Here is a 21,020-nt window from a genome sequence, read left to right on the forward strand (position 1 = left end):
ATACAGTGTTGCTGAGCACGGGGTGTTGCGCGCCAGCCCGCTTTGACGTATAGGACCGCCGTTCCCAAAAAACCGCCCGGCAGGGCATGCCGTGGCGGTTTCATTTGCTTTTCGGGCTTTGGTCGGCCTGAAGCGAACAAAAAGCGCATTGGTGCGCATATAAACGGAGTAGCAAAATGCCCAAGATGAAGACCAAATCGGCCGCCAAGAAGCGGTTCAAGATCACAGGTACGGGTAAAGTTCTGTCGGCTGCGGCCGGCAAGCGTCACGGCATGATCAAGCGTTCCAACAAGTTCATTCGAAATGCCCGCGGCACGATGGTTCTGGCTGAACCGGATGGCAAGAAGGTCATCAAGAATTTTCTGCCGAACGGCCTCTAGGGCATGATGCCAAAAAGTTGCAGACTTTTTGGAAACATCATGCGCCAAAATAAGAGCATTCGGTCTGGGCACGCATTTGTTTTACGCAATTCCGAACGGAAAACCGCCAGGCACTTTCCTGGAATTGCTTTTAAGGAGATCATGACATGGCACGCGTAAAGAGAGGCGTCACCTCGCACGCCAAGCACAAGAAGGTCCTGAAAGCCGCCAAGGGTTTTTACGGCCGTCGCAAGAACACCATCCGCATCGCCAAGCAGGCGGTGGAAAAGTCGCTGCAGTACGCCTATCGCGACCGCAAGAACCGCAAGCGCTCGTTCCGCGCGCTGTGGATCCAGCGCATCAATGCGGCGACGCATGAGCATGGCCTGACCTATGGCCGTTTCATCGACGGTCTCAACAAGGCCGGGATCGAGATCGATCGCAAGATCCTGTCGGACATGGCCATCCACGAGCCGCAGGCCTTCGCCGCACTCGTGGCCAAGGCCAAGGTCGCGCTCGAATACCTGAAGAACACCACGCCGAATGCTTTTGAAAGCGCTGTCGCTTAAGACCAGCGCTTCCCAAGCTATTCGACACTTGATTTGGGAAACCCGCGCTGGCAGGGCTGGCGCGGGTTTTTCTTTGCTTCCAATCGGATCTGGAACATGAGTGACATGGAAACTCTCGAAAATTCCCTGATGGCCGAGATCGCCTCGGCCGCCGACGAGCAGGCGATCGAGGCGGTGCGTGTCTCTGCCCTTGGCAAGAAGGGCTCGGTTTCCGAGATGCTGAAGACGCTCGGCTCGATGAGCGCCGAGGAGCGACAGGTCAAAGGCCCGGCAATCAACGGCCTCAAGAACCGCGTCACCGAGGCACTTTCGGCGCGCCGCGCCGAGCTGAAAGATGTGGCGATCACGGCACGGCTTGCCGCCGAGAAGGTCGACGTCAGCTTGCCGGTCAGGCAATCGCCGGCCGAGCGCGGCCGCATCCATCCGATCAGCCAGGTTATCGACGAGATCGCGGCGATTTTCGGCGATCTCGGCTTTGCCATCGCCGAAGGTCCGGACATCGAGACCGACTATTACAATTTCACCTCGCTGAACTTCCCGGAAGGCCACCCGGCGCGCGAGATGCACGACACGTTCTTCTTCCAGCCGGACGAGCAGGGGGAGCGCAAGCTTTTGCGCACCCACACCTCGCCGGTGCAGATCCGCACCATGGAGATGCAGAAGCCGCCGATCCGCATCGTCATTCCCGGCAAGACCTACCGGCAGGATTCCGATGCCACCCACTCGCCGATGTTCCATCAGGTCGAGGGGCTGGTGATCGACAAATCGGCCAACGTCGCCAACATGAAATGGGTGCTGGAGGAGTTCTGCAAGGCCTTCTTCGAAGTGCCGAGCGTCAAGATGCGCTTCCGGCCGTCCTTCTTCCCGTTCACCGAGCCCAGCCTCGAGGTCGACATCCAGTGCGACCGTTCGCGGCCCGGCGAGGTGCGCTTCGGCGAGGGCTCGGACTGGATGGAGATCCTCGGCTGCGGCATGGTCCACCCCAATGTGCTCCGTTACGGCGGGCTCGATCCCGACGAATACCAGGGCTTCGCCTGGGGCATGGGCATCGACCGCATCGCCATGCTGAAATACGGCATGCCGGATCTGCGCGCCTTCTTCGACGCCGATGTGCGCTGGCTGTCGCATTACGGTTTTAGGCCGCTTGACATGCCGACGCTGTTCGGGGGCTTGAGCGCGTGACGACCGGGCCGCAGCAAATCCGCGGGCAGCTCGCCTTCCTGCACATGTGCGACGCGCGGACGCATAGCTTCAAGTGCAGCGTGCCCAGACCAGACGGAACACAGTCATGAAACTCACCCTCTCCTGGCTCAAGGATCATCTCGACACCGACGCCTCGCTGGCGGAAATCGTCGAGCGTCTCACCTCGATCGGCCTCGAGGTCGAGCATGTCGACGACCGGGCGAGCCTGGCCCCCTTCGTCATCGCCAAGGTGCTGACGGCGGTCCAGCATCCCGACGCCGACCGGCTTCGCGTGCTGACCGTCGACACCGGCGACGGCAAGCCGCCGGTGCAGGTCGTGTGTGGAGCGCCGAACGCCCGCGCGGGCCTGATCGGCGCCTTTGCAGCACCGGGCACCTATATTCCCGGCATCGACGTGACGCTGACCGTCGGCAAGATCCGCGGCGTTGAAAGCCACGGCATGATGTGCTCCGAGCGCGAGCTCGAATTGTCCGAGGAGCATGACGGCATCATCGACCTTCCGGCCGATGCGCCGGTCGGTACCAGCTTCGCCGCCTATGCCCATCTCGACGACCCGCTGATCGAGATCAATCTGACGCCGAACCGGCCGGATGCGACCAGTGTCCATGGCATCGCCCGCGATCTGGCGGCGAGCGGGCTCGGCACGCTGAAGATCGCGCCGATAGAGCCGATCCCCGGCAAGGGCGAGACGCCGGTCAAGGTGACGATCGAAGCGCCGGAGCTCTGTCCCGGCTTTGCGCTGCGCCTGGTACGCGGCGTCAAGAACGGACCGTCGCCGAAATGGCTGCAGCAAAGGCTTCTCGCCATCGGCTTGAGGCCGATCAGCGCGCTCGTCGATATCACCAATTACGTCACCTTCGACCGCGGTCGGCCGCTGCATGTTTTTGACGCTGCGAAGGTCACCGGCAATCTCACCGTGCGCCGGGCGCATGACGGCGAAAAGGTGCTGGCGCTCGACGGCCGCGAATACACGCTGACGCCGGAGATGTGCGTCATCGCCGACCAGGACGGCATCGAATCGATTGCCGGCATCATGGGCGGCGAGCATTCCGGCTGCGACGAGAACACGTCAGACGTGCTGATCGAGTCGGCGCTTTGGGACCCGATCACCACCGCCCGCACCGGCCGCACACTCGGCATCATCACCGACGCGCGCTATCGGTTTGAGCGTGGCGTCGACCCGGAAATGATGGTTCCCGGCTTGGAGCTGGCAACGAAGCTGGTGCTCGATTTCTGCGGTGGTACGCCGGCCCAAACCCGAGTCGTCGGCTATGCCGGCCATCAGCCGAAGATCGTCTCGTTCCCATTGTCGGAAGTGAAGCGGCTGACCGGCATCGAAGTGCCGCGCTCGACAAGCCTCGACATTCTTGCCCGCCTCGGCTTCAGGCCGGAGGGCACGGGCGATGTCGTCAATGTGGCGGTCCCGTCCTGGCGGCCGGATGTCGACGGCAAGGCCGACCTGGTCGAGGAGGTCATGCGCATCCACGGCGTCGACAACATCGCGCCGCAGCCGCTCGGTTCGCACGATGCGGTCAACGCCAGGATCCTGACTGTGCTGCAGATCCGCACCCGCGCCGCCAAGCGGGCACTTGCCGTGCGCGGCATGATGGAGGCCGTCACCTGGTCGTTCATTCCGGCAAAACACGCCGAATTGTTCGGCGGCGGCCAGCAGGCGCTGAAGCTTGCCAACCCGATCGCCGCCGATATGTCGGACATGCGGCCGTCGCTGCTGCCGGGGCTGATTGCGGCAGCACAGCGCAATGCCGACAGGGGCATCGGCGATATCGCGCTTTTCGAAGTGTCGGGCACTTACGAGGGCGACGGCGCCGACCAGCAGCGGCGCGTTGCCGCCGGCGTGCGGCGCGGCACCGCCAAGCTCGAGGGCTCCGGCCGCCATTGGGCCGGCAACGCCGGCGCCGTCGGCGTCTTCGATGCCAAGGCCGATGCGATCGCAGCACTCGAAGCCTGCGGCGCGCCGGTCGAGCGGCTGCAGATCGAGGCTGGCGGCCCGGCCTGGTATCATCCCGGCCGCTCCGGCACGATCAAGCTTGGGCCGAAGGTAATCCTTGGCACGTTTGGCGAGTTCCACCCGAAGACACTGGAGGGGCTGGACGTCTCCGGCCCGCTCTGCGGCTTCGAAGTGTTCATCGATGCGGTGCCCGAGCCGAAGGCCAAGCCGACGCGGACGAAGCCGAGGCTTGATCTGTCCGCCTTCCAGGCGGTCAAGCGCGATTTCGCCTTCGTTGTCGACAAGGCGGTCGAAGCCGGCACACTCGTTCGCGCCGCCCTTGCCGCCGACCGAAAGCTGATTTCCGGCGTCTCGGTGTTCGATGTTTTCGAGGGTGCAGCGCTCGGCGCGGCGAAAAAATCGATCGCCATTGAAGTGTCGATCCAGCCGGTCGAAAAGACGCTGACCGACGACGATTTCGAGGCGCTGGCCAAGCGCATCGTCGAGAATGTCGGCAAGCAGACCGGCGGCGTGCTCAGAACCTAGAACGGATGCGATGATGGTTCACACCAGCAAACTCTCCATCACCTGGCTGGCAACTCACATCGGGACGATCGACGGCTTCTTGGATGACCAGGAATGCGCCGATCTGATCGCTGACAGTGAACGGCGCGGTTTCGAGGCGGCCAAGGTGAACAGCTCCGGCGGCGCCACCGTCCTGAAGGAGCTTCGCAATAACGACCGGGTTGTCTTCGATGACGAGGACCTTGCGGATTTGCTCTTCGCACGGGCGCGGCCTCTGCTCTATCGTGGTCTCGGCGACTGGCGCTTGACCGGGCTGAATGAGCGTTTCCGTTTCTATCGCTATGGGCCGGGCCAGAAGTTCGATTGGCACCATGACGGCTATTTCGAGCGCCACGCCTTGGAGCGCAGTCAGTTCACGTTCATGATTTATCTATCAGATGGATTTGAAGGGGAGGAACCTCGTTTCGCGGCGAGATGCCGGGCTATGCCGGTAGCAGTCTTCTGGTGAAGCCGAAGAAAGGAATGGCACTGGCGTTCTACCATCCGATCGAGCATCGCGGCGACGAGGTGCTGTCGGGGCGCAAGTACGTCATCCGGACGGACGTGATGTACAAGCGCCAATGAAACGCTGTCCGTTCTGCCGCTGAGCTAAATGCACCTGACCCCGCTGGAAGTGTTTTTCGTCAAGGAGTTCTGCCGTTCCGCCGGCGTTTCTCCTGACATGATGCGTGCGCTGAAAGTCAAAGTACGCAGCCGCGATCCTGTAGGATTCATGACCAGAGTCACTCCCTCATCGGTTCCCCCGGAATTGCGCTTTGAGAGTCGAGTGTTCAGTTCGCTTCGGGTAGCGTGCGTTGGACCTGACCAGCTTCTTTGCGGCATGGTGCTGTTCTTCGATGAGATTGAAGGAAAGCTAGATGCGATCGAAGGCTTTGTGTATGGCGAAGAATGGCCGTCAATCGAGGAGCCAGTCTTCTGGTCCGAGACCGACCGAACAATGAGCCTTGGGCGGGAGGGAAACTAGCCTGCAGAAATGGGCGTCACGACGCCCTTTCCGATAATTGCACAACGCATGGCGCGCTGAGGACCTAGAGGGGTTGCCGGCAGGTGACGAATCGCCGTCCAAAGGGCGATGGACCATTTGCGCTATTCAGGGCTGCCCTTTGAGGAACAGCGTGCAGCCTTTCTCGATATCGTCTCGGCCGATCCGCTGATTGGCGAGACGCTGTCGCGAGTGCGGGCGCTTGACCTGCGGGACTGGCTGGTCGTGTCCGGCGCGCTTTACAACAGCGTCTGGAATCACCTGACCGGAAAGCCCTCGGGGTACGGCATCCGGGATGTCGACCTGTTCTATTTCGATGAGAGCGATCTGTCCTATGAAGCCGAGGACACGGTCATCCGCCGGGCGGCGAAGCAGTTCGAAGGACTGACGCTGCCGGTCGAAGTGCGCAACCAGGCGCGGGTGCATCTGTGGTTTGAGGCGCGCTTTGGCGGTTCCTATCCCAGACTGTCGTCGTCCGCCGAGGCGCTGTCCTATTTCGCTTCGAAAACCCATGCGGTCGGCGTTAGATTCGGCACCGATGGGCAACTCGCGCTCGTGGCGCCGTTCGGGCTCGACGACATCTTCTCGTTTCGCGTTACCACGAACCGTGCACTGGATAATCGGCAGACGCACGAGATGAAGGGCGCGCGTGCCAGGGAGAACTGGCCGGAGATCAGTGTCGTGCCTTGGTAGGAAATGTCGGCGCGAGGCACCCCCCTCTGCCCTGCCGGGCATCTCCCCCTCAAGGGGGGAGATCGGATGTCGCCTCGGCTTTCGCCAATCACCGGCGCCGGAAGGGCGGGCAGGGCGCGGGAACTGCCAATCTCCCCCCTTGAGGGGGAGATGTCCGGCAGGACAGAGGGGGGTGCCTCGCGCCGAGGTCTCACAACGCTTTGCATCGCACCGTATTAGTCAAAAAGGGGTGCCGAAACGCCCCGTTTCGATTACGCCGTCGATTGCCGTTCACCCGTTAACCAGCGCCAGCAGCTCCTCGGTATAGCGCTTGCCGACCACCTTTTCCGGCGACAGGGCGTCGCCGATTGATGCCACCTCGGCCTGGCTCAGCACGATATCGGCTGCCGCCGTATTCTGCTCCAGATGGCGCATTTTTCGCGCACCGGGGATCGGGACAATGAAGTCGCCCTGATGCAGCACCCAGGCGAGCGCCAGCTGCGCCGGCGTCACGCCCTTCCCGGCGGCCATCTTTTCCAGCACGGCGACGACCGCCGCATTGGCCGCCATGGCGTCGGCCTGGAAGCGCGGCAACCCGCGGCGCCAGTCGTCGGCGCCGAGAACATCGGGCTTGGCGATCGTGCCGGTGAGCAGGCCGCGGCCGAGCGGGCTATACGGGACAAAGCCGATGCCGAGCTCGCGGCAGACGGCAAACACTTCCCCCTCCGGATCGCGGCTCCACAGTGAATACTCGCTCTGCACGGCGGCGATCGGGTGCACGGCATGCGCCCGGCGGATGGTCGCCGCACTCGCCTCCGACAGGCCGAGCGCCCGCACCTTGCCCTCGCGCACCAGCTCGGCCATGGCGCCGACCGTATCCTCGATCGGCACGTTGGGGTCGACGCGGTGCTGGTAATAGAGATCGATCACCTCCGTATCCAACCGCTTCAATGACGCTTCGGCCACGGCCTTGACATGCTCCGGGCGGCTATCGACACCGGCCATGCGCTCCATGCCGCTCCCTTCTTCGAGGATCTTGAAGCCGAATTTGGTTGCGATCGTCACCTTGTCGCGCACCGGCTTCAGCGCCTTGCCGACCAGGATCTCGTTCTCGTAAGGGCCATAGACCTCGGCCGTGTCGAAGAAATTGACCCCGATCTCGACGGCATGGCGCAGCGTGGCAATCGCCTCCGCCTCCGGCTGGCCACCATAGGCAAAGCTCATCCCCATGCAGCCGAGGCCGACCGGGTAGACGTCAAGTTTATTGCCAAGCTTGCGGGTTTGCATCACGTGTCTCCTTGTTGTGATGGTTGTGATGCCGCAGAGATAGCGTCTTGCGCCGAGTTCGATAATCGGCTCTCATTTGCACGGGCTGTTCCAAGAAATAGATCAATGAAGCGAACCCATCTTTCACAGCTCGCGGTACTGGCAATGGTCGCCCAATGCGGCAGTTTTCGCGGCGCCGCCAAGGAACTGGCAATCGCGCCATCGGCGGTCAGCCACGCGGTGTCCAGCCTCGAAGCGCGCCTCGGCGTGCGCCTTCTGGCGCGCAGCACGCGCAGCGTCGCTCCGACCGAGGAGGGCGCGCAACTGCTCGAGCGCCTCAGGCCGGCGCTGTCGGAAATCGACCTGGCGCTGGAATCGGCGATTGAGGCGCGCGACCGGCCGGCGGGCAATCTCAGGCTGACGGTGCCGCGAACCGCCGCCCATCTGGCGCTGACGCCAAGGCTCAGCGCCTTTGCTGCTGCCTATCCCGACATCGTGCTGGAGATCGTCATCGAGGACCGCTTCACCGATGTGGTCGAGGGCGGCTTCGATGCCGGTGTGCGACTGGGCGAGAGCCTGCAGCGCGACATGATCGCGGTGCGTATCGGACCAGACCTTCGCGGCGCGGTGGTCGGCGCGCCAGCCTATTTCGAGACCATGCCCAAGCCGCAGCATCCGCGCGATCTCGCCGCTCACCGCTGCATCCGCTTCCGCTTCTCCAGCGGCATTCTCTACCGCTGGGAATTCGAGCAAAACGGCGAGGAGATCGAGATACCGGTGCAAGGGCCGCTGATCCTCGACGAGGACCATCTGATTGCCAACGCCGCAGTCGACGGCGCCGGGCTCGCCTTCGTGTTCGAGGACTATGTCCGCGACGCGCTCGCCGCCGGCAAGCTCGTTCGCGTGCTGGAGGACTGGTGCCCGCGCTTCGACGGCTTCTTCGTCTATTACCCCAGCCGCCGCCAGATGCGGCCGGCGCTCAGGGCCTTTGTCGATTTTTTCAAGGTCGGCGAGTAAGCCAACCCTCCCCACAAGGGAGAGGTGGAAGAAAGCCGACCTGGCATTCGTTCCCCGACCATGTCAGCACTGCCCAAAAACCAGACGGCCGGCTACGGCTGGACGGCGATCATCCTTCACTGGCTGATCGCGGCGCTCTTTATCGGCCAGTTCGTGCTCGGCTTCGTCATGGTGCGGCTGTCCAGCCAGCGCACCGCCTTCGAGCTGATCCAGCTGCATAAATCCTTCGGCTTCCTGCTGCTTGGACTGGTCATCCTGCGCATCGCCTGGCGCCTAGGCAGACCGGCCCCGCCGCTGCCGCGCTCGGTCGGGCCTTTCGAGCGCCGTGCGGCGCCGCTGGTCCATCTCGCGCTTTATGCGTTTCAGCTCGCTCTGCCGTTGTCCGGCTGGGCGCTGGTCTCGGTCTCGGTGCTGGAGATCCCGAGCGTGCCGTTCAATCTGTTCGTCATGCCCAATCTGCCGCTCGGTGAATCGGACACGGCAGAAAGCTTCTGGGCAGCGACGCACTGGTATCTCGCCTATGCCGGCATCGGACTTGTCGCTTTGCATCTCGCCGCAGCGCTGCGCCATCATTTCTGGCTGAGGGATACCGTGCTGACGCGCATGATCACGGCTTCGTCACATCACGACAGGGAATAGAGCGGACGGCTCATTCGTTGATGGGGCGAGGACGCAAGAAAGCGTTGCCTGCCAAGAGGACCATTTCCATGTACGCGCGCATCTTCGGATTTGCGGCCGCCGCCGCTTGTTTTGCCATGCCTGTTTTCGCCGCCGTTGCCCTCGGCGACGCGGCCGGCAGCTACATCATCCGCCCGGGGAGTTCCAGCATCCACTTCTCCATCGGCAAGCTCGGCGGCGGCGGGCTCGACGGCGCCTTCGCCCGCTTCAAGGGCAGTATCCTGATCGACAACAGCGATGTCGGCCGGTCCCAGGTCAATTTCACCATCTTCCCCGAAAGCGTCGGTACCGGCCAAAGCCGCATCGATGCCTTTCTTCGCTCGGACGCGGTGTTCGACGCGGCCGACAATCCGGAGATCCAGTTCCGTTCGACCAGCGTCAAACGGACCGGCGACACGTCAGCCCTGGTTACCGGCAGGCTGACGGCGCGCGGCAAGACCTTTCAGGAAAAATTCACCGCCGATCTCGGCGGCCTCAAGGCGGGCACGATAAAATTCCACGTCACCGGCAAGGTGCTGCGGTCGCGCTACGGCATGGATGTCGGCACGCCGATTTATTCCAACGTCGTCGACTTCGACATGACGCTGACCGGCAAGCGGGGATAGTCTTTGCAGGACCGGGGTTCCGCAAGGGCAGCGCCGGCATCCGGACAAGCCGCAGATGATCGCCCTGTTCGCCGCCATGCTCCCGCATTGGCTTTTCCGCCGATTTCAGGCAAACCTCCAGGCCTGCAATCGAGAGGAGAAATCTGATGTTCCGATGGGGTGTTTTGTCGACGGCCAAGATCGGCCGCGAGCAGCTTTTGCCGGCAATCGTCGAGGCGGAGAACGGCGTGCTGTCCGCGATTGCCAGCCGCGATCTGTCGAAAGCGCGGGCGCTGGGCGAACGCTTCGGTGCGCGCCACGCGTTCGGCTCCTATGAGGAGCTGCTCGCCTCCAGCGACATCGACGGCGTCTACATTCCGCTGCCGACCTCGCAGCATGTCGAATGGACGGCCAAGGCGATCGAGGCCGGCAAGCATGTTCTGGTCGAAAAACCGCTGGCGCTCGATGCCAAGGACATTCCGCCGCTGATCAAGCTGCGCGATGCCAGGAAGGTGCTGGTCTGCGAAGCCTTCATGGTCGTCTACCATCCGCAATGGATCAAGGTGCGCGAGCTGATCGCCAACGGCGCCATCGGCCGGCTGCGCCATGTCCAGGGCGCGTTCTCCTATTACAATGTCGACCCCAACAACATGCGCAACAAGCTCGATCTCGGCGGCGGCGCGCTGCCCGACATCGGTGTCTACCCGACAGTGTCGACACGCTTTTCGACCGGCAAGGAGCCGCTGCGCGTCCAGGCGACGATCGAGCGCGACAAGACGTTCGGCACCGACATCTATTCCTCGATCCGCGCCGATTTCGGCGACTTCGAGCTGTCGTTTTACCTGTCGACGCAGATGGCGGCACGCCAGGTGATGGTCTTCCACGGCGAGAAGGGCTTCATCGAGGTGTTCTCACCGTTCAACGCCGGGCTCTACGACCATCACCGCGTCGAGCTGCACAACCAGAACCACAGCGAGGCGCAGGTGTTCCGCTTTCCCGGCACGCAGCAATACCGGCTGGAAGTCGAGGCCTTCGCGCGGGCTGCGCAGGGCGGCAAGGACCGCGTCTTCACTCTGGAAGAATCGGTGCTCAACCAGAAGGTCATCGATGCCATCTTCCGCGCCGGCGAGAAGGAAGGCTGGGAAACAGTCTAGGCCGGCCATGATCCCACAACGGGACCGGTTTTTGGACGAGATCATGGCCAAATAGATGTCCGACGATGCGGATGTGATCATTGTCGGCGCCGGCCTTGCCGGCCTTGTCGCGGCGGCCGAACTGTCTGCGGCCGGCAAGAAGGCCATCATTGTCGAGCAGGAGCCGGAGCAGTCGCTTGGCGGCCAGGCATTCTGGTCGCTCGGCGGCATCTTCCTCGTCGATTCGCCCGAACAACGGCGCATGCGCATCCGCGATTCGTATGAGCTGGCGCTCGAGGACTGGCTGGGCACCGCAGCCTTCGACCGCACGGAAGATCTCTGGCCGCGCCGCTGGGCCGAGGCCTATCTCGGCTTCGCCGCCGGCGAGAAGCGCTCCTGGCTCATGCAGCGCGGCTTGAAATTCTTTCCGGTGGTCGGCTGGGCCGAGCGCGGCGGCGGCAATGCCGTCGGCCACGGCAATTCGGTGCCGCGCTTCCACATCACCTGGGGCACCGGCCCTGGCGTGCTCGAGCCGTTCGTGCAGCGCGTGCGCGAGGCCGAGAAACGCGGGCTGATCCGCTTCAAATTCCGTCACCGGGTCAACGAATTGACGCGGACGGGCGGCGTCGTCGACGGCGTGCGCGGCGACCTATTGGCGGCGAGCGATGCCGAGCGCGGCCGCAAGAGCTCGCGCGAGATCACCGGCGATTTCGAGCTGAAGGCGCAGGCCGTCATCGTCGCCTCCGGCGGCATCGGTGCCAATCACCAGCTGGTCCGGGAGAATTGGCCGAAGCGGATGGGCGCGCCGCCGAAACGCATGATCACTGGCGTTCCCGATCATGTCGACGGCCGCATGCTGGCGATCGCCGAAGCCGCCGGCGGCCGGCTGATCAACCGCGACCGCATGTGGCACTATGTCGAGGGCGTCAGGAACTGGGCACCGATCTGGACCGATCATGCGATCCGCATCCTGCCCGGCCCGTCATCGCTGTGGCTCGATGCGCGCGGCAAGCGCCTGCCGGTCCCGCTCTATCCCGGCTTCGACACGTTGGCCACGCTCAGCCACATCATGAGCACCGGCTTCGATCATTCCTGGTTCATCCTGACCAAAAAGATCATCCAGAAGGAGTTCGCGCTGTCGGGCTCCGAGCAGAACCCCGATCTGACGGGGAAGAGCTGGCGCCAGGTGCTCGGCCGCGCCACCAGCGGCGTGCCCGCGCCGGTCAAGGCGTTCATGGAGAAGGGCGAGGATTTCATCGTCGAGCCTGATTTGCCGGCGCTGGTCGCCCGCATGAACGCAGTGGCCGGCGGCGAGCCGCTGCTCGAACTGGCGCAGGTTGAGCGCGAAATCCGCGCCCGCGACCGGCAGCTCGACAATCCGTTCTCCAAGGACATGCAGATTACTGCGTTGCGCGGCGCGCGAGCCTATCTCGGCGACCGGCTGATCCGCACCGCAAGACCGCACAAGCTGCTCGATCCCGCCAATGGCCCGCTGATTGCCGTCAGGCTCAGCATCCTGACCCGCAAGACGCTCGGTGGGCTGGAGACTGACCTCGACAGCCGCGTGCTGGGCGCCGGCGGCCAACCAGTCGAGGGGCTGTACGCAGCGGGCGAGGCCGCCGGTTTCGGCGGCGGCGGCATGCACGGCTATGCAGCGCTCGAAGGCACGTTTCTTGGCGGCTGCATCTTTTCCGGCCGCAGTGCCGGACGGGCGGCCGCGCGGATTGTGGCATAAAACAAGGCCGGGGACAGCCGTTGCGCCAAGGTGGCGATTGCACCGAATGGCCAACTTCCCTTAGAGCATTTTGCAGCCAAATGGAATCATTTGGCGTCCGCATAAATGCGGCAAGACAGATGGTTAGAGCGGGTTGCCGGTTCCAGGAGAACCGGAACCGCTCTAGGCGAAGGGCTGCAAATTGACGTCTTGAAGCTTGGAACCGGCAAGCAAAGCCTCGAGCACCTGCTTCTTGAGAGACAGGCACTGCGAACGGGCAAGTTTGACGATGGCGGAAACCTCGCCTGCCTCGCAGGCAAGGACCAGCTCCTTTTGCTGGCCGATGATCAACTGGGTGAAGTCGCGGGACTTGAAGCCGAGGTGGAGAACCCGCGCCGACTGGTCGAGTATCTGGTCCAGGAGATGCGCCAGTCGTAAATTTCCCGAGAGCTCCGCAAGGGCCAGACGAAAGGCACGGTCGGCCGCAAGGAATGCGACGTGACTGCGCAACGTCTCCGGCTTCAGCACTTTTTGCGCTGCCAGCCTGACATCCTCGAGCCCGCGCTCGGTCATGTTCGATGCCGCCACCCTGAACACTTCCGGCTCGATCAAGCTGCGGACATCGAAGATCTCGTTGACATCCCGCAGGCTGAGCGTTGCAACGACGTAGCCGCGGCGCGGCTCGCTCCTGACCAGTCCTTCCTGCATCAGGCGGGCCAAGGCCGCGCGGATGGTCGCCTTTTTGATCTGGTATCGATCACCGATCTGTTTCTCCGTCAGCGCTTCGCCGGGGCGCAACACGCAGGCAATGATGTCGTTCCTCAGCTGCTCATATGCCTGTTCCCTGCGAAGGACGTCGGCGGCTGACAGTGCTGTCGCCTCGACCGTGGCCGGCCTCGCCGGTTCGGCGGTCAACTTCGTCGTTTTCATATTCTGTCCGTCTGGCTGTCCCGTTGACGCTGGCATCAGCATTCGCTAGCGTGAGCATCTCAGATTGATAATCTGAGCATCTCAGGGAGGATAACTGATATGCCTTTACCCGCCAACTCGCCCCTCTACGCCGTTGCCGATGATATCGTCAATGCAGCGAAAGGGCCAGATCCCCTCGAAGCGGTAAGGACGGTCCTGGGCGACTACACCAACCGCTTTCACGCATCGGGAACACTCGCTCACGAAGAAGACGACGACGAGGTGCTTCTGCATGCGAGTCCGAACCTGACGATCTATCACATCACTCTGTCGCCCGGCCTGCAGTACCCGCCTCACAACCACCTGATGGATGCCTTGATCGGCATCTACAAGGGCAGCGAGACGAACTTCATCTATCCCGTTGCCGGCAGCGAACTCGATGTTCCCGAAAGGCAGGACATCGCAGCGCCTGCCGTGGTGCACATGGCGTCAAATACCGTTCATGCGGTTGCGAATACGAGCGGTGCGCGATCGGGTGCGCTGCATGTCTACCTCGGCGATCTTACCCGAACCCACCGGCAGCTGTGGAGTCCGGATAGCAACCAGGCCGAGCCGTTTGACAATGACCGCTATCTGGCCGGCGCTCGGCCCATTCAGCAGTCCGGGCACGAATGAGCGCAGGGGCGTCGCCGGCGGCGAAATTGGCCGTGATCAGCGGACCCGTCGGAATCGCGTCACACTTGTCACTCTCGCCAATCCGCTATCGCCCCTATCCTGGCTCACGACCCAACCCGTCGCGCCTGCGGCGACAAACCAGCAAGGGAGATGCACAATGACGGCACATCAGAATGGCACAGGCGAGCAGACGACGCGGCTCGCGATGAAGACACCACCGGTCGTTTCGCCTGACGCGTGGGAGGCCGCGCGCCAGCAGTTGCTCGTGAAGGAGAAGACCGTGACCCGGGCTCGCGACGCACTGGCCGCCGAGCGCCGGCGGATGCCGTGGATGGCGGTGGAGAAGACCTATACGTTCGAAGGGCCTGACGGAAAGGTGAGCCTGCTCGACCTGTTCGAGGGCCGCCGTCAACTGATCGTCTACCGCGCTTTCTTCGAGCCCGGCGTATTCGGCTGGCCCGACCACGCTTGCCGCGGCTGCTCGCTGGGGGCGGACCAGGTCGGCAATCTTGCCCATCTGAACGCCCGCGACACCACGCTTGCCTACGCCTCGCGCGCACCGCAGGCCGACATTGCGCGGCTGAAGGCGCGGATGGACTGGAAGATGCCCTGGTACACCATCACCGACAGCTTCGATGCCGACTTCGGCGTTGACGAATGGCACGGCCATAACGTGTTCATCCGCGATGGCGATCGCGTGTTCCGTACCTACTTCATCAACAACCGCGGCGACGAGGCGATGGGGACCGTATGGAGCTATCTCGACCTGTCGCCGCTCGGCCGCCAGGAGGTTTGGGAGGATTCGCCCGAGGGCTATCCGCAGACGCCGACGTACAAGTGGTGGAACTGGCACGACAATTACGGCGCCGAAGCCGTTCCCGACAAAAAGTGGGTCGAGGTGTCGGACGCCGGAGAGGCCGCGTTCCGGAACCGCACCGAATAGAACGTCTTTGGCGTCGCGGAAATGCGGCTAGGGCAAATGGATGGAGCGGGATGCACGGTTCGACCGCATCCCGCTCGCTATGTAGGACTACGGACATGAGCGAGATTCATGCAGGCGGATCCACCGGCGATGCGACCCCGGCCGGCCATAGTGCAGCCGATTGGCTGTCCTTTGCGGCCGCGCCGACCTTCGCAACCATGGCGCTGCTGACGCTTCTCGGCGGCGCGCCGGACATGATGTGCTCGACCGGGCAAGAGGCGTCACCGCTGGGCGGCATGGTCCCGATGTACCTGCTGATGAGCGGCTTTCATTTAGGACCTTGGCTGAAGCAGGTTTCCGGCCGGCGACGCCGCCGCAAATAGAGCTGTACCGGCCGACAAAGGCCCGTTCTGGTCGGGAAGACATCCCTCACCATATCCACTCGCCCCTTCCCAAAACCGCTACCGCATCGACAATCCGGGTAAAGCTCGAGCGGGCGCGGCCGGCCGTGTGCCTGGCGCGCAAATAGCCATGCACCAACCCCGGCTCCTCGAGCCACCAGGCGCGCCCGCCCGCGGCAACGATGCGGTCGCGATAGGCTTCGCCGTCCGACGACAGCGGGTCGCATTCGGCGGTGATCACGACGGTGGGCGGCAGATTGGCGAACTCGGCGTCGGCGAGCGGCCACAGAGTGAGATCGCCGGTGCGATCCTCGCCACCGGTCCTGATGTCCCTGTAGAAAACGAGGTCGCGCGCGGTAAGCATCGGCGCTTCCGCGTGGGTGACGTAGGAACCGGCGGAGCTGTCGCCGCCAAGGCCGGGATAGACCAGAATCTGGCCGATCGGCTTGCGCGCATGGCCGCGCGTTGCGTGACTGACAGCGGCGGCGAGATTGCCGCCGGCACTGTCGCCGCAGAGCAGGACAGGACGCTCGTAAGTCGCCGCCGCCCATTCGAAGGCGCTGATGGCATCGTCGAAGGCGGCCGGATGAAGGTGTTCAGGTGCCAGCCGGTAGTCGACCGAAACCACTTCGTAGCCAGTGCGGCTGCAAAGCTCGGCGCAGAGGTCGTCATGGCTGTCGAGCCCGCCGAGGATAAAACCGCCGCCATGGAAATAAAGCACCATCGCCGCCGCTTCCGGCGCCGGGGCGCGGTAGACGCGGATCGGAATGTGCCAAGGTGTGGCAATGGCGGTGGTTTCCGCCGTGACGCCTTGGGGATAGCCGGCAAAGAACTCGCGGCACATCCGGTTATAGATCTGGCGCTGCTCGGCGACGGTGTAGTCGATCGTATCGGGCGGATAATAGGAGTTAGTCCGCTCGATGAAGGCCCAGGTCTCGGCGTCGATGAGGGTTTTGTAGTCGGTCATGGGCGCTGAATGGATCGCAATGAATCCGCGTGAACACCCCCCTCTGGCCTGCCGGCCATCTCCCCCTCAAGTGGGGAGATCGGCAGCTTCGGCGAAACCGCCTTTTCTCCGGCGTCGACAATTGGCGAAAGCGATGATGACATCCAATCTCCCCCCTTGAGGGGGAGATGTCCGGCAGGACAGAGGGGGGTGAGCGCCATCATTCCTGCAATACCACTACTTCCCCTTCCACACCGGATCGCGCTTTTCGGCAAAGGCGCGAAAGCCCTCGAGATTGTCCTCCGAGCCGTAGAGTGCGTCAACCGTCGACAGTTGCCGGCGCGTCACCCGGTTCATGGCGTCCTGGAACGTCAGCGATTCTGCGACCCTGGCCGTTTCCTTGATCGCGGCGAAGACCAGCGGCGGGCCGCTGGCAAGCAGCCGTGCGATTTCCCAGACGCGGTCCTCCAGTCTTTCCTTGGGCAGCACCTCGTTGACCAGGCCCCATCGATGCGCCTCGGCGACATCCATCCAGCGGCCGGTGAGCAGAAGGTCCATGGCGACATGGTAGGGGATGCGCTTAGGCAGCTTGATCGTCGCCGCATCGGCCAGCGTGCCGGCACGGATTTCGGGCAGGGCGAAGGAGGAGTGATCCGATGCATAGATGAGGTCGCAGGATAGCGCCAGTTCGAAGCCGCCGCCGACCGCCATGCCATTGACGCAGGCGATCACCGGCTTGTTGAGGTCGCGCAGTTCCTGCAGCCCGCCGAAGCCGCCGACGCCATAGTCGCCGTCGACCGCGTCGCCGCTGGCTGCGGCCTTCAGGTCCCAGCCGGCGCAGAAGAACTTGTCACCGGCGGTCTTGACGATGGCGACGCGCAAGTCGGGATCGTCGCGAAACGCCTTGAAAATCTCGCCCATCAGCCGCGACGTCTTCAGGTCGATGGCATTGGCCTTGGGCCGGTCGAGCGTGACTTCGAGGACAGCGCCTTCGCGGCGGGTCGAAATGATTTCAGACATTCTTCTTGTCTCCAAGCACCAGCAGCGCATCGGCGATCCAGGCGCCCTTGCCTTCGGTGCAGACGATCAGCGGATTGATGTCGAGTTCCTCGATCTCGCCGGCGTTTTGCTGCACGAAAGCGGCAATGCCCGATATCGCATCGATTGCCGCTGCGACATCGGCCTTCGGCCGACCGCGATAGCCGTCGAGCAGCGGGAACAGTTTCAGCCCGCGCAAAGCGGCCTCGATATCGTCGCGGGTCGCCGGCAGCATCAGCGTGACGCTGTCGCGCAACAGCTCGACCAGCACGCCGCCGGTGCCGAGCGTCATCACGGCGCCGAACATCGGGTCGCGGGTGAAGCCGACGAGCAGCTCGGCGACGCCGTCGCGCACCATGCGCTCGACATAAAGGCCCGTGCCGAGCGGGCCGAGATCGTGGGCGGCGGTGCTGACGGATTCGGCATCCCTCAAATTGAGCCGGACCGCGTCGAGCTCGGACTTGTGGATGACACCAAGGGCCTTCAGCGCCACCGGGAAGCCGAGCGCCATCGAGGAGATGACAGCTTCGACCGCGTTGCCGGCGCGCTCGCCCTTCGGCACGGGGAGCCCGGCCTCGATGAGCCGCGCCTTCGCCTCGGCCTCGTCCGGCGTGACATGGTCGCCGACCGGCGCGCCGGACGCCGAAGTGTCGATCGGCTGCGCCTGCGGCTCGCGCCAGGCCCAGCCGATGAAGGCCGCCGCCTGGGCGGCGTCCATGGCTTCGGAGATGCCGAACAGCGGCACCATGCCCCGCGCCATCAGGCCGGCAGTGTATTCCTCGGGCAGGTTCTCCGGCAGCGAGGAGACGATCGCGCCTTGCGCGCTGTTGGTCTTCAGCGCCACTTCGAAGGCGCGCAGCGTCGCCCACCAGTCGGTGTCCGAGCAGCGGTCGGGGCGCGGGAAATCGAGCGCCAGCATGTTGAGGTCGAAGCCGCCCGACACCATCGCGGTGAAGGTGGCGGTCATCGCCGGCTCGTTGTTCCAGATGAAGGTGTGGTAGTCGAGCGGGTTGGCCACCGCGACCAGCGGCCCGAGCGTCGATTTGACATGCGCGCGGTGCTCGGGGGTGAGTGGCGGAAACGTCACCCAGCGGCCTTCGGCGCTGTCGGCCATCACCGACGCCTCGCCGCCCGAACAGCTCATCGACGACAGCCGGTAGCCGGGCAGGGGGCCGGTGACGTGCAGCAGCTTGAGCGCCTCGATGAAGGCCGGGATCGAATCGATGCGGGCGATGCCGAGCCGCTTCAGGAAGGCGCCGGACGCTGCGTCCGAGCCGGCCAGCGACGCGGTATGGGAAACGGTCGCCTGCCGCGCCTGCTCGGAGCGGCCGACCTTCATGGCGATGACAGGCTTTTTCAGCTCGCGCGCCCGTGCCGCCAGCCTTTCGAAGCCGGCTACCGAATCGAAAGCCTCGATATGCAAGCCGAGCGCGGTGACACGGTCGTCCTCGATCAGGCCGAGCGCCATTTCGGAAAGCCCGGTCTGCGCCTGGTTGCCGGCGGTCATCAGAAAGGCGATCGGCAGGCCGCGCTTCTGCATCGTCATATTGATGGCGATGTTCGACGACTGGGTGATGATGGCAACGCCGCGACCGCCTTCTGGCAGCCTGATGCCGCCATGCTGGTCGGGCCACAAAAGCGCGCCGTCGGCATAGTTGATGAGCCCGTAGCAGTTCGGCCCGATGATTGGCATTTGGCCCGCCGCCGCGACCAGCTCGGCCTGCAGCCGCTCGCCGTCCTCGTCATAGGCCTCGGTTTCGAGGAAGCCGGCGGCGAAGCAGACCGCACCGCCGGCGCCGCGCTCGGCCAGTGCCTTGACCACTTCGATGGTCAAGTGCCGGTTGACGCCGACGAAAGCGGCATCCGGCGCACCGGGCAATTCGGCCACCGAGCGATAGGCCTTGCGGCCGGCGACCTCGGCCTTGCTCGGATGCACCGGCCAGATCTCGCCGGCAAAGCCCATCTTGATCGATTGCGCGACGACGGCGGCAGCCTGCGCGCCACCGAAGACCGCGATTGTCCGCGGGCGCAAAAGGCGCTCAAGTTTGTGCATGAACACCCTCCTCTGCCCTGCCCTCTTTGCCAAAACTTGGCATCTCCCCCTCAAGGGGGGAGATTGGCAGTTGGGCCGCCGGCCCCAGGCATGCAACGGCAATAACTGGCGAAATCAGGAATGGCGGCCGATCTCCCCCCTTGAGGGGGAGATGTCCGATAGGACAGAGGGGGGCGCGAAGGAATGCAAACATTGCGCTGTTCAGCCCCCGAACGGGCGCAGCAGCGCCCGCGAGATGATGTGGCGCTGGATTTCCGAGGTGCCTTCCCAGATGCGCTCGACGCGGGCGTCGCGCCAGATGCGCTCGAGCGGCAAATCGTCCATCAGCCCCATGCCGCCATGGATCTGGATCGCCTCGTCGGCGACAAAGGCGAGCATCTCGGTGGCCTTCAGTTTGGCCATGGCCATGTCCTGGTCGGTGACGGTACCCTGATCGTACTTCCAGCCGGCTTCGAACACCATCAGGTCGGCGGCCTTCAGCTCGGTCGCCATGTCGGCGAGCTTGAACGACACGCCCTGGAACTTGCCGATCGGCTGGCCGAACTGCTGGCGCTGCGCGGCGTATTCGACGGCGTGGCCAAGCGCCCGCTCGGCGCGGCCGAGGCAGGTGGCGCCGACCTGCAGGCGCGTTGCGCCAAGCCACGAATTGGCGACGTCGAAGCCTTTGTGGACCTCGCCCAGAACCTGACTCGCCGGCAACCGGCAATCGTCGAATTCGAGGATGGCATTGGTGTAGCCGCGATGCGAGACGTTGCGGTAGCCGTCGCGCACCGTAAAACCCTTGGTGCCCTTATCGACAAAGAAGGCGGTGATCTTCTTGCGTTTTCCACGCGAAGACCCTTCCTCACCCGAGGCCATGAAGACGATGGCGAAATCGGCGAGGTCCGCATGGCTGATGAAATGCTTGGTGCCGTTCAGCACCCAGTCGTCGCCGTCTTGCACGGCGGTTGCCTTCATGCCGCGCAGATCGGAGCCGGCGCCCGGCTCGGTCATTGCCAGGCAATCCCATTTCTCGCCGCGAATGCAGGGAAACAGATATTTTTCGCGCTGCTCCGGCGTGCCGGCGAGAAGGATGTTCGAAGGCCGCGCCACGCAGGTCCAATGCAGCGCGTAATTGGCGCGGCCGAGTTCCTTTTCATAGAGCAGCCAGGTCACCGTATCGAGCCCGGCGCCGCCGACATCGGCCGGCATGTTGGCGGCATAGAGGCCGGCTTCGATCGCCTTGGCCTTGATCTCCTCGATCAGGTCGCGGCGCAGCACGCCGGTACGCTCCACTTCGCGCTCATGTGGGTAAAGCTCGTTCTCGACGAAGGCCCGCGTCGTCTCGACGATGAGCTTCTGCTCCTCCGAAAGACCAAAATCCATG

General features: G+C 63.8%; 21 protein-coding genes. 15 read left to right on the top strand and 6 right to left on the bottom strand.

Annotation, left to right across the window (positions count from 1 at the left end; translation table 11 throughout):
- Positions 1 to 176 precede the first annotated feature (176 nt).
- The 7 genes from rpmI to NKI29_RS04510 all read left to right on the top strand — a co-directional run bounded on the left by rpmI (position 177) and on the right by NKI29_RS04510 (position 6,339).
- Entirely contained in the window at positions 177 to 380 is a 204-nt protein-coding gene (rpmI, locus tag NKI29_RS04480; protein WP_006201248.1) for a 50S ribosomal protein L35, read from the top strand.
- Positions 381 to 526: 146 nt separating this feature from the next.
- Complete coding sequence (rplT, locus tag NKI29_RS04485) at positions 527 to 928, top strand: 50S ribosomal protein L20 (RefSeq protein WP_006201247.1); 402 nt, start codon at positions 527 to 529, stop codon at positions 926 to 928.
- A gap of 96 nt (positions 929 to 1,024) precedes the next feature.
- Entirely contained in the window at positions 1,025 to 2,110 is a 1,086-nt protein-coding gene (gene pheS, locus NKI29_RS04490; protein ID WP_352451635.1) for a phenylalanine--tRNA ligase subunit alpha, read from the top strand.
- Positions 2,111 to 2,216: 106 nt separating this feature from the next.
- On the top strand, positions 2,217 to 4,625 hold the full coding sequence (gene pheT / locus NKI29_RS04495) for a phenylalanine--tRNA ligase subunit beta (protein ID WP_352576304.1): 2,409 nt from the start codon (positions 2,217 to 2,219) through the stop codon (positions 4,623 to 4,625).
- A 10-nt stretch (positions 4,626 to 4,635) separates the two neighbouring features.
- On the top strand, positions 4,636 to 5,112 hold the full coding sequence (locus tag NKI29_RS04500) for a 2OG-Fe(II) oxygenase family protein (protein ID WP_352795596.1): 477 nt from the start codon (positions 4,636 to 4,638) through the stop codon (positions 5,110 to 5,112).
- Positions 5,113 to 5,256: 144 nt separating this feature from the next.
- Positions 5,257 to 5,628, top strand: coding sequence for a hypothetical protein (locus tag NKI29_RS04505; protein ID WP_352568468.1), 372 nt, complete (start codon positions 5,257 to 5,259; stop codon positions 5,626 to 5,628).
- 108 nt (positions 5,629 to 5,736) lie between these two features.
- The gene (locus tag NKI29_RS04510; protein ID WP_352795597.1) at positions 5,737 to 6,339 is read left to right on the top strand and encodes a nucleotidyltransferase family protein; all 603 of its coding nucleotides are present in this window, start codon (positions 5,737 to 5,739) and stop codon (positions 6,337 to 6,339) included.
- Positions 6,340 to 6,609: 270 nt separating this feature from the next.
- Here NKI29_RS04510 and NKI29_RS04515 read toward each other — a convergent pair whose 3' ends face one another.
- Complete coding sequence (locus NKI29_RS04515; RefSeq protein ID WP_352568464.1) at positions 6,610 to 7,605, bottom strand: aldo/keto reductase; 996 nt, start codon at positions 7,603 to 7,605, stop codon at positions 6,610 to 6,612.
- A 105-nt stretch (positions 7,606 to 7,710) separates the two neighbouring features.
- Here NKI29_RS04515 and NKI29_RS04520 point away from each other — a divergent pair, with 105 nt between their 5' ends.
- From NKI29_RS04520 to NKI29_RS04540, 5 genes are all read left to right on the top strand, one after another.
- Positions 7,711 to 8,601 (top strand): LysR family transcriptional regulator, encoded by an 891-nt coding sequence (locus tag NKI29_RS04520; protein ID WP_352568462.1) that lies wholly within the window; start codon positions 7,711 to 7,713, stop codon positions 8,599 to 8,601.
- Positions 8,602 to 8,661: 60 nt separating this feature from the next.
- Positions 8,662 to 9,240: a cytochrome b gene (locus NKI29_RS04525; RefSeq protein WP_352568460.1), complete on the top strand. Its 579-nt coding sequence runs from the start codon at positions 8,662 to 8,664 to the stop codon at positions 9,238 to 9,240.
- A 68-nt stretch (positions 9,241 to 9,308) separates the two neighbouring features.
- On the top strand, positions 9,309 to 9,884 hold the full coding sequence (locus NKI29_RS04530) for a YceI family protein (protein WP_352568458.1): 576 nt from the start codon (positions 9,309 to 9,311) through the stop codon (positions 9,882 to 9,884).
- A 146-nt stretch (positions 9,885 to 10,030) separates the two neighbouring features.
- Entirely contained in the window at positions 10,031 to 11,017 is a 987-nt protein-coding gene (locus tag NKI29_RS04535) for a Gfo/Idh/MocA family protein (RefSeq protein WP_352484691.1), read from the top strand.
- 55 nt (positions 11,018 to 11,072) lie between these two features.
- Positions 11,073 to 12,731, top strand: a complete 1,659-nt coding sequence (locus tag NKI29_RS04540; RefSeq protein WP_352568456.1) for an FAD-binding dehydrogenase — start codon at positions 11,073 to 11,075, stop codon at positions 12,729 to 12,731.
- A gap of 162 nt (positions 12,732 to 12,893) precedes the next feature.
- On the opposite strand, the gene NKI29_RS04545 is transcribed toward NKI29_RS04540, so the two are convergent.
- Positions 12,894 to 13,640 (bottom strand): GntR family transcriptional regulator, encoded by a 747-nt coding sequence (locus tag NKI29_RS04545; RefSeq protein ID WP_352568454.1) that lies wholly within the window; start codon positions 13,638 to 13,640, stop codon positions 12,894 to 12,896.
- 99 nt (positions 13,641 to 13,739) lie between these two features.
- Here NKI29_RS04545 and NKI29_RS04550 point away from each other — a divergent pair, with 99 nt between their 5' ends.
- The 3 genes from NKI29_RS04550 to NKI29_RS04560 all read left to right on the top strand — a co-directional run bounded on the left by NKI29_RS04550 (position 13,740) and on the right by NKI29_RS04560 (position 15,599).
- A complete protein-coding gene (locus NKI29_RS04550; protein ID WP_352568452.1) occupies positions 13,740 to 14,294 on the top strand; it encodes an autotransporter in 555 nt (184 codons plus the stop codon).
- Positions 14,295 to 14,451: 157 nt separating this feature from the next.
- Positions 14,452 to 15,237 carry a DUF899 domain-containing protein gene (locus NKI29_RS04555; RefSeq protein ID WP_023677589.1) on the top strand — a complete coding sequence of 262 codons (786 nt, stop codon included), beginning with the start codon at positions 14,452 to 14,454 and terminating at the stop codon, positions 15,235 to 15,237.
- A 95-nt stretch (positions 15,238 to 15,332) separates the two neighbouring features.
- A complete protein-coding gene (locus NKI29_RS04560; RefSeq protein WP_352464611.1) occupies positions 15,333 to 15,599 on the top strand; it encodes a hypothetical protein in 267 nt (88 codons plus the stop codon).
- A 46-nt stretch (positions 15,600 to 15,645) separates the two neighbouring features.
- Here the strand turns inward: NKI29_RS04560 and NKI29_RS04565 are convergent, their stop codons facing one another.
- The 4 genes from NKI29_RS04565 to NKI29_RS04580 form a co-directional block, all read right to left on the bottom strand.
- The gene (locus NKI29_RS04565) at positions 15,646 to 16,584 is read right to left on the bottom strand and encodes an alpha/beta hydrolase (RefSeq protein WP_352620659.1); all 939 of its coding nucleotides are present in this window, start codon (positions 16,582 to 16,584) and stop codon (positions 15,646 to 15,648) included.
- A 216-nt stretch (positions 16,585 to 16,800) separates the two neighbouring features.
- Entirely contained in the window at positions 16,801 to 17,583 is a 783-nt protein-coding gene (locus tag NKI29_RS04570; RefSeq protein WP_023677592.1) for a carnitinyl-CoA dehydratase, read from the bottom strand.
- The gene (locus tag NKI29_RS04575; protein WP_352795599.1) at positions 17,576 to 19,654 is read right to left on the bottom strand and encodes an acetate--CoA ligase family protein; all 2,079 of its coding nucleotides are present in this window, start codon (positions 19,652 to 19,654) and stop codon (positions 17,576 to 17,578) included. Before NKI29_RS04575 ends, NKI29_RS04570 begins: the two co-directional genes overlap by 8 nt.
- Positions 19,655 to 19,855: 201 nt before the next feature.
- On the bottom strand, positions 19,856 to 21,019 hold the full coding sequence (locus tag NKI29_RS04580; protein ID WP_352640926.1) for an acyl-CoA dehydrogenase family protein: 1,164 nt from the start codon (positions 21,017 to 21,019) through the stop codon (positions 19,856 to 19,858).
- Between the last annotated feature and the right edge of the window lies 1 nt (position 21,020).

Origin of the sequence: Mesorhizobium sp. M0678 (genome assembly GCF_040320505.1) — a bacterium.
Lineage (GTDB): Bacteria > Pseudomonadota > Alphaproteobacteria > Rhizobiales > Rhizobiaceae > Mesorhizobium.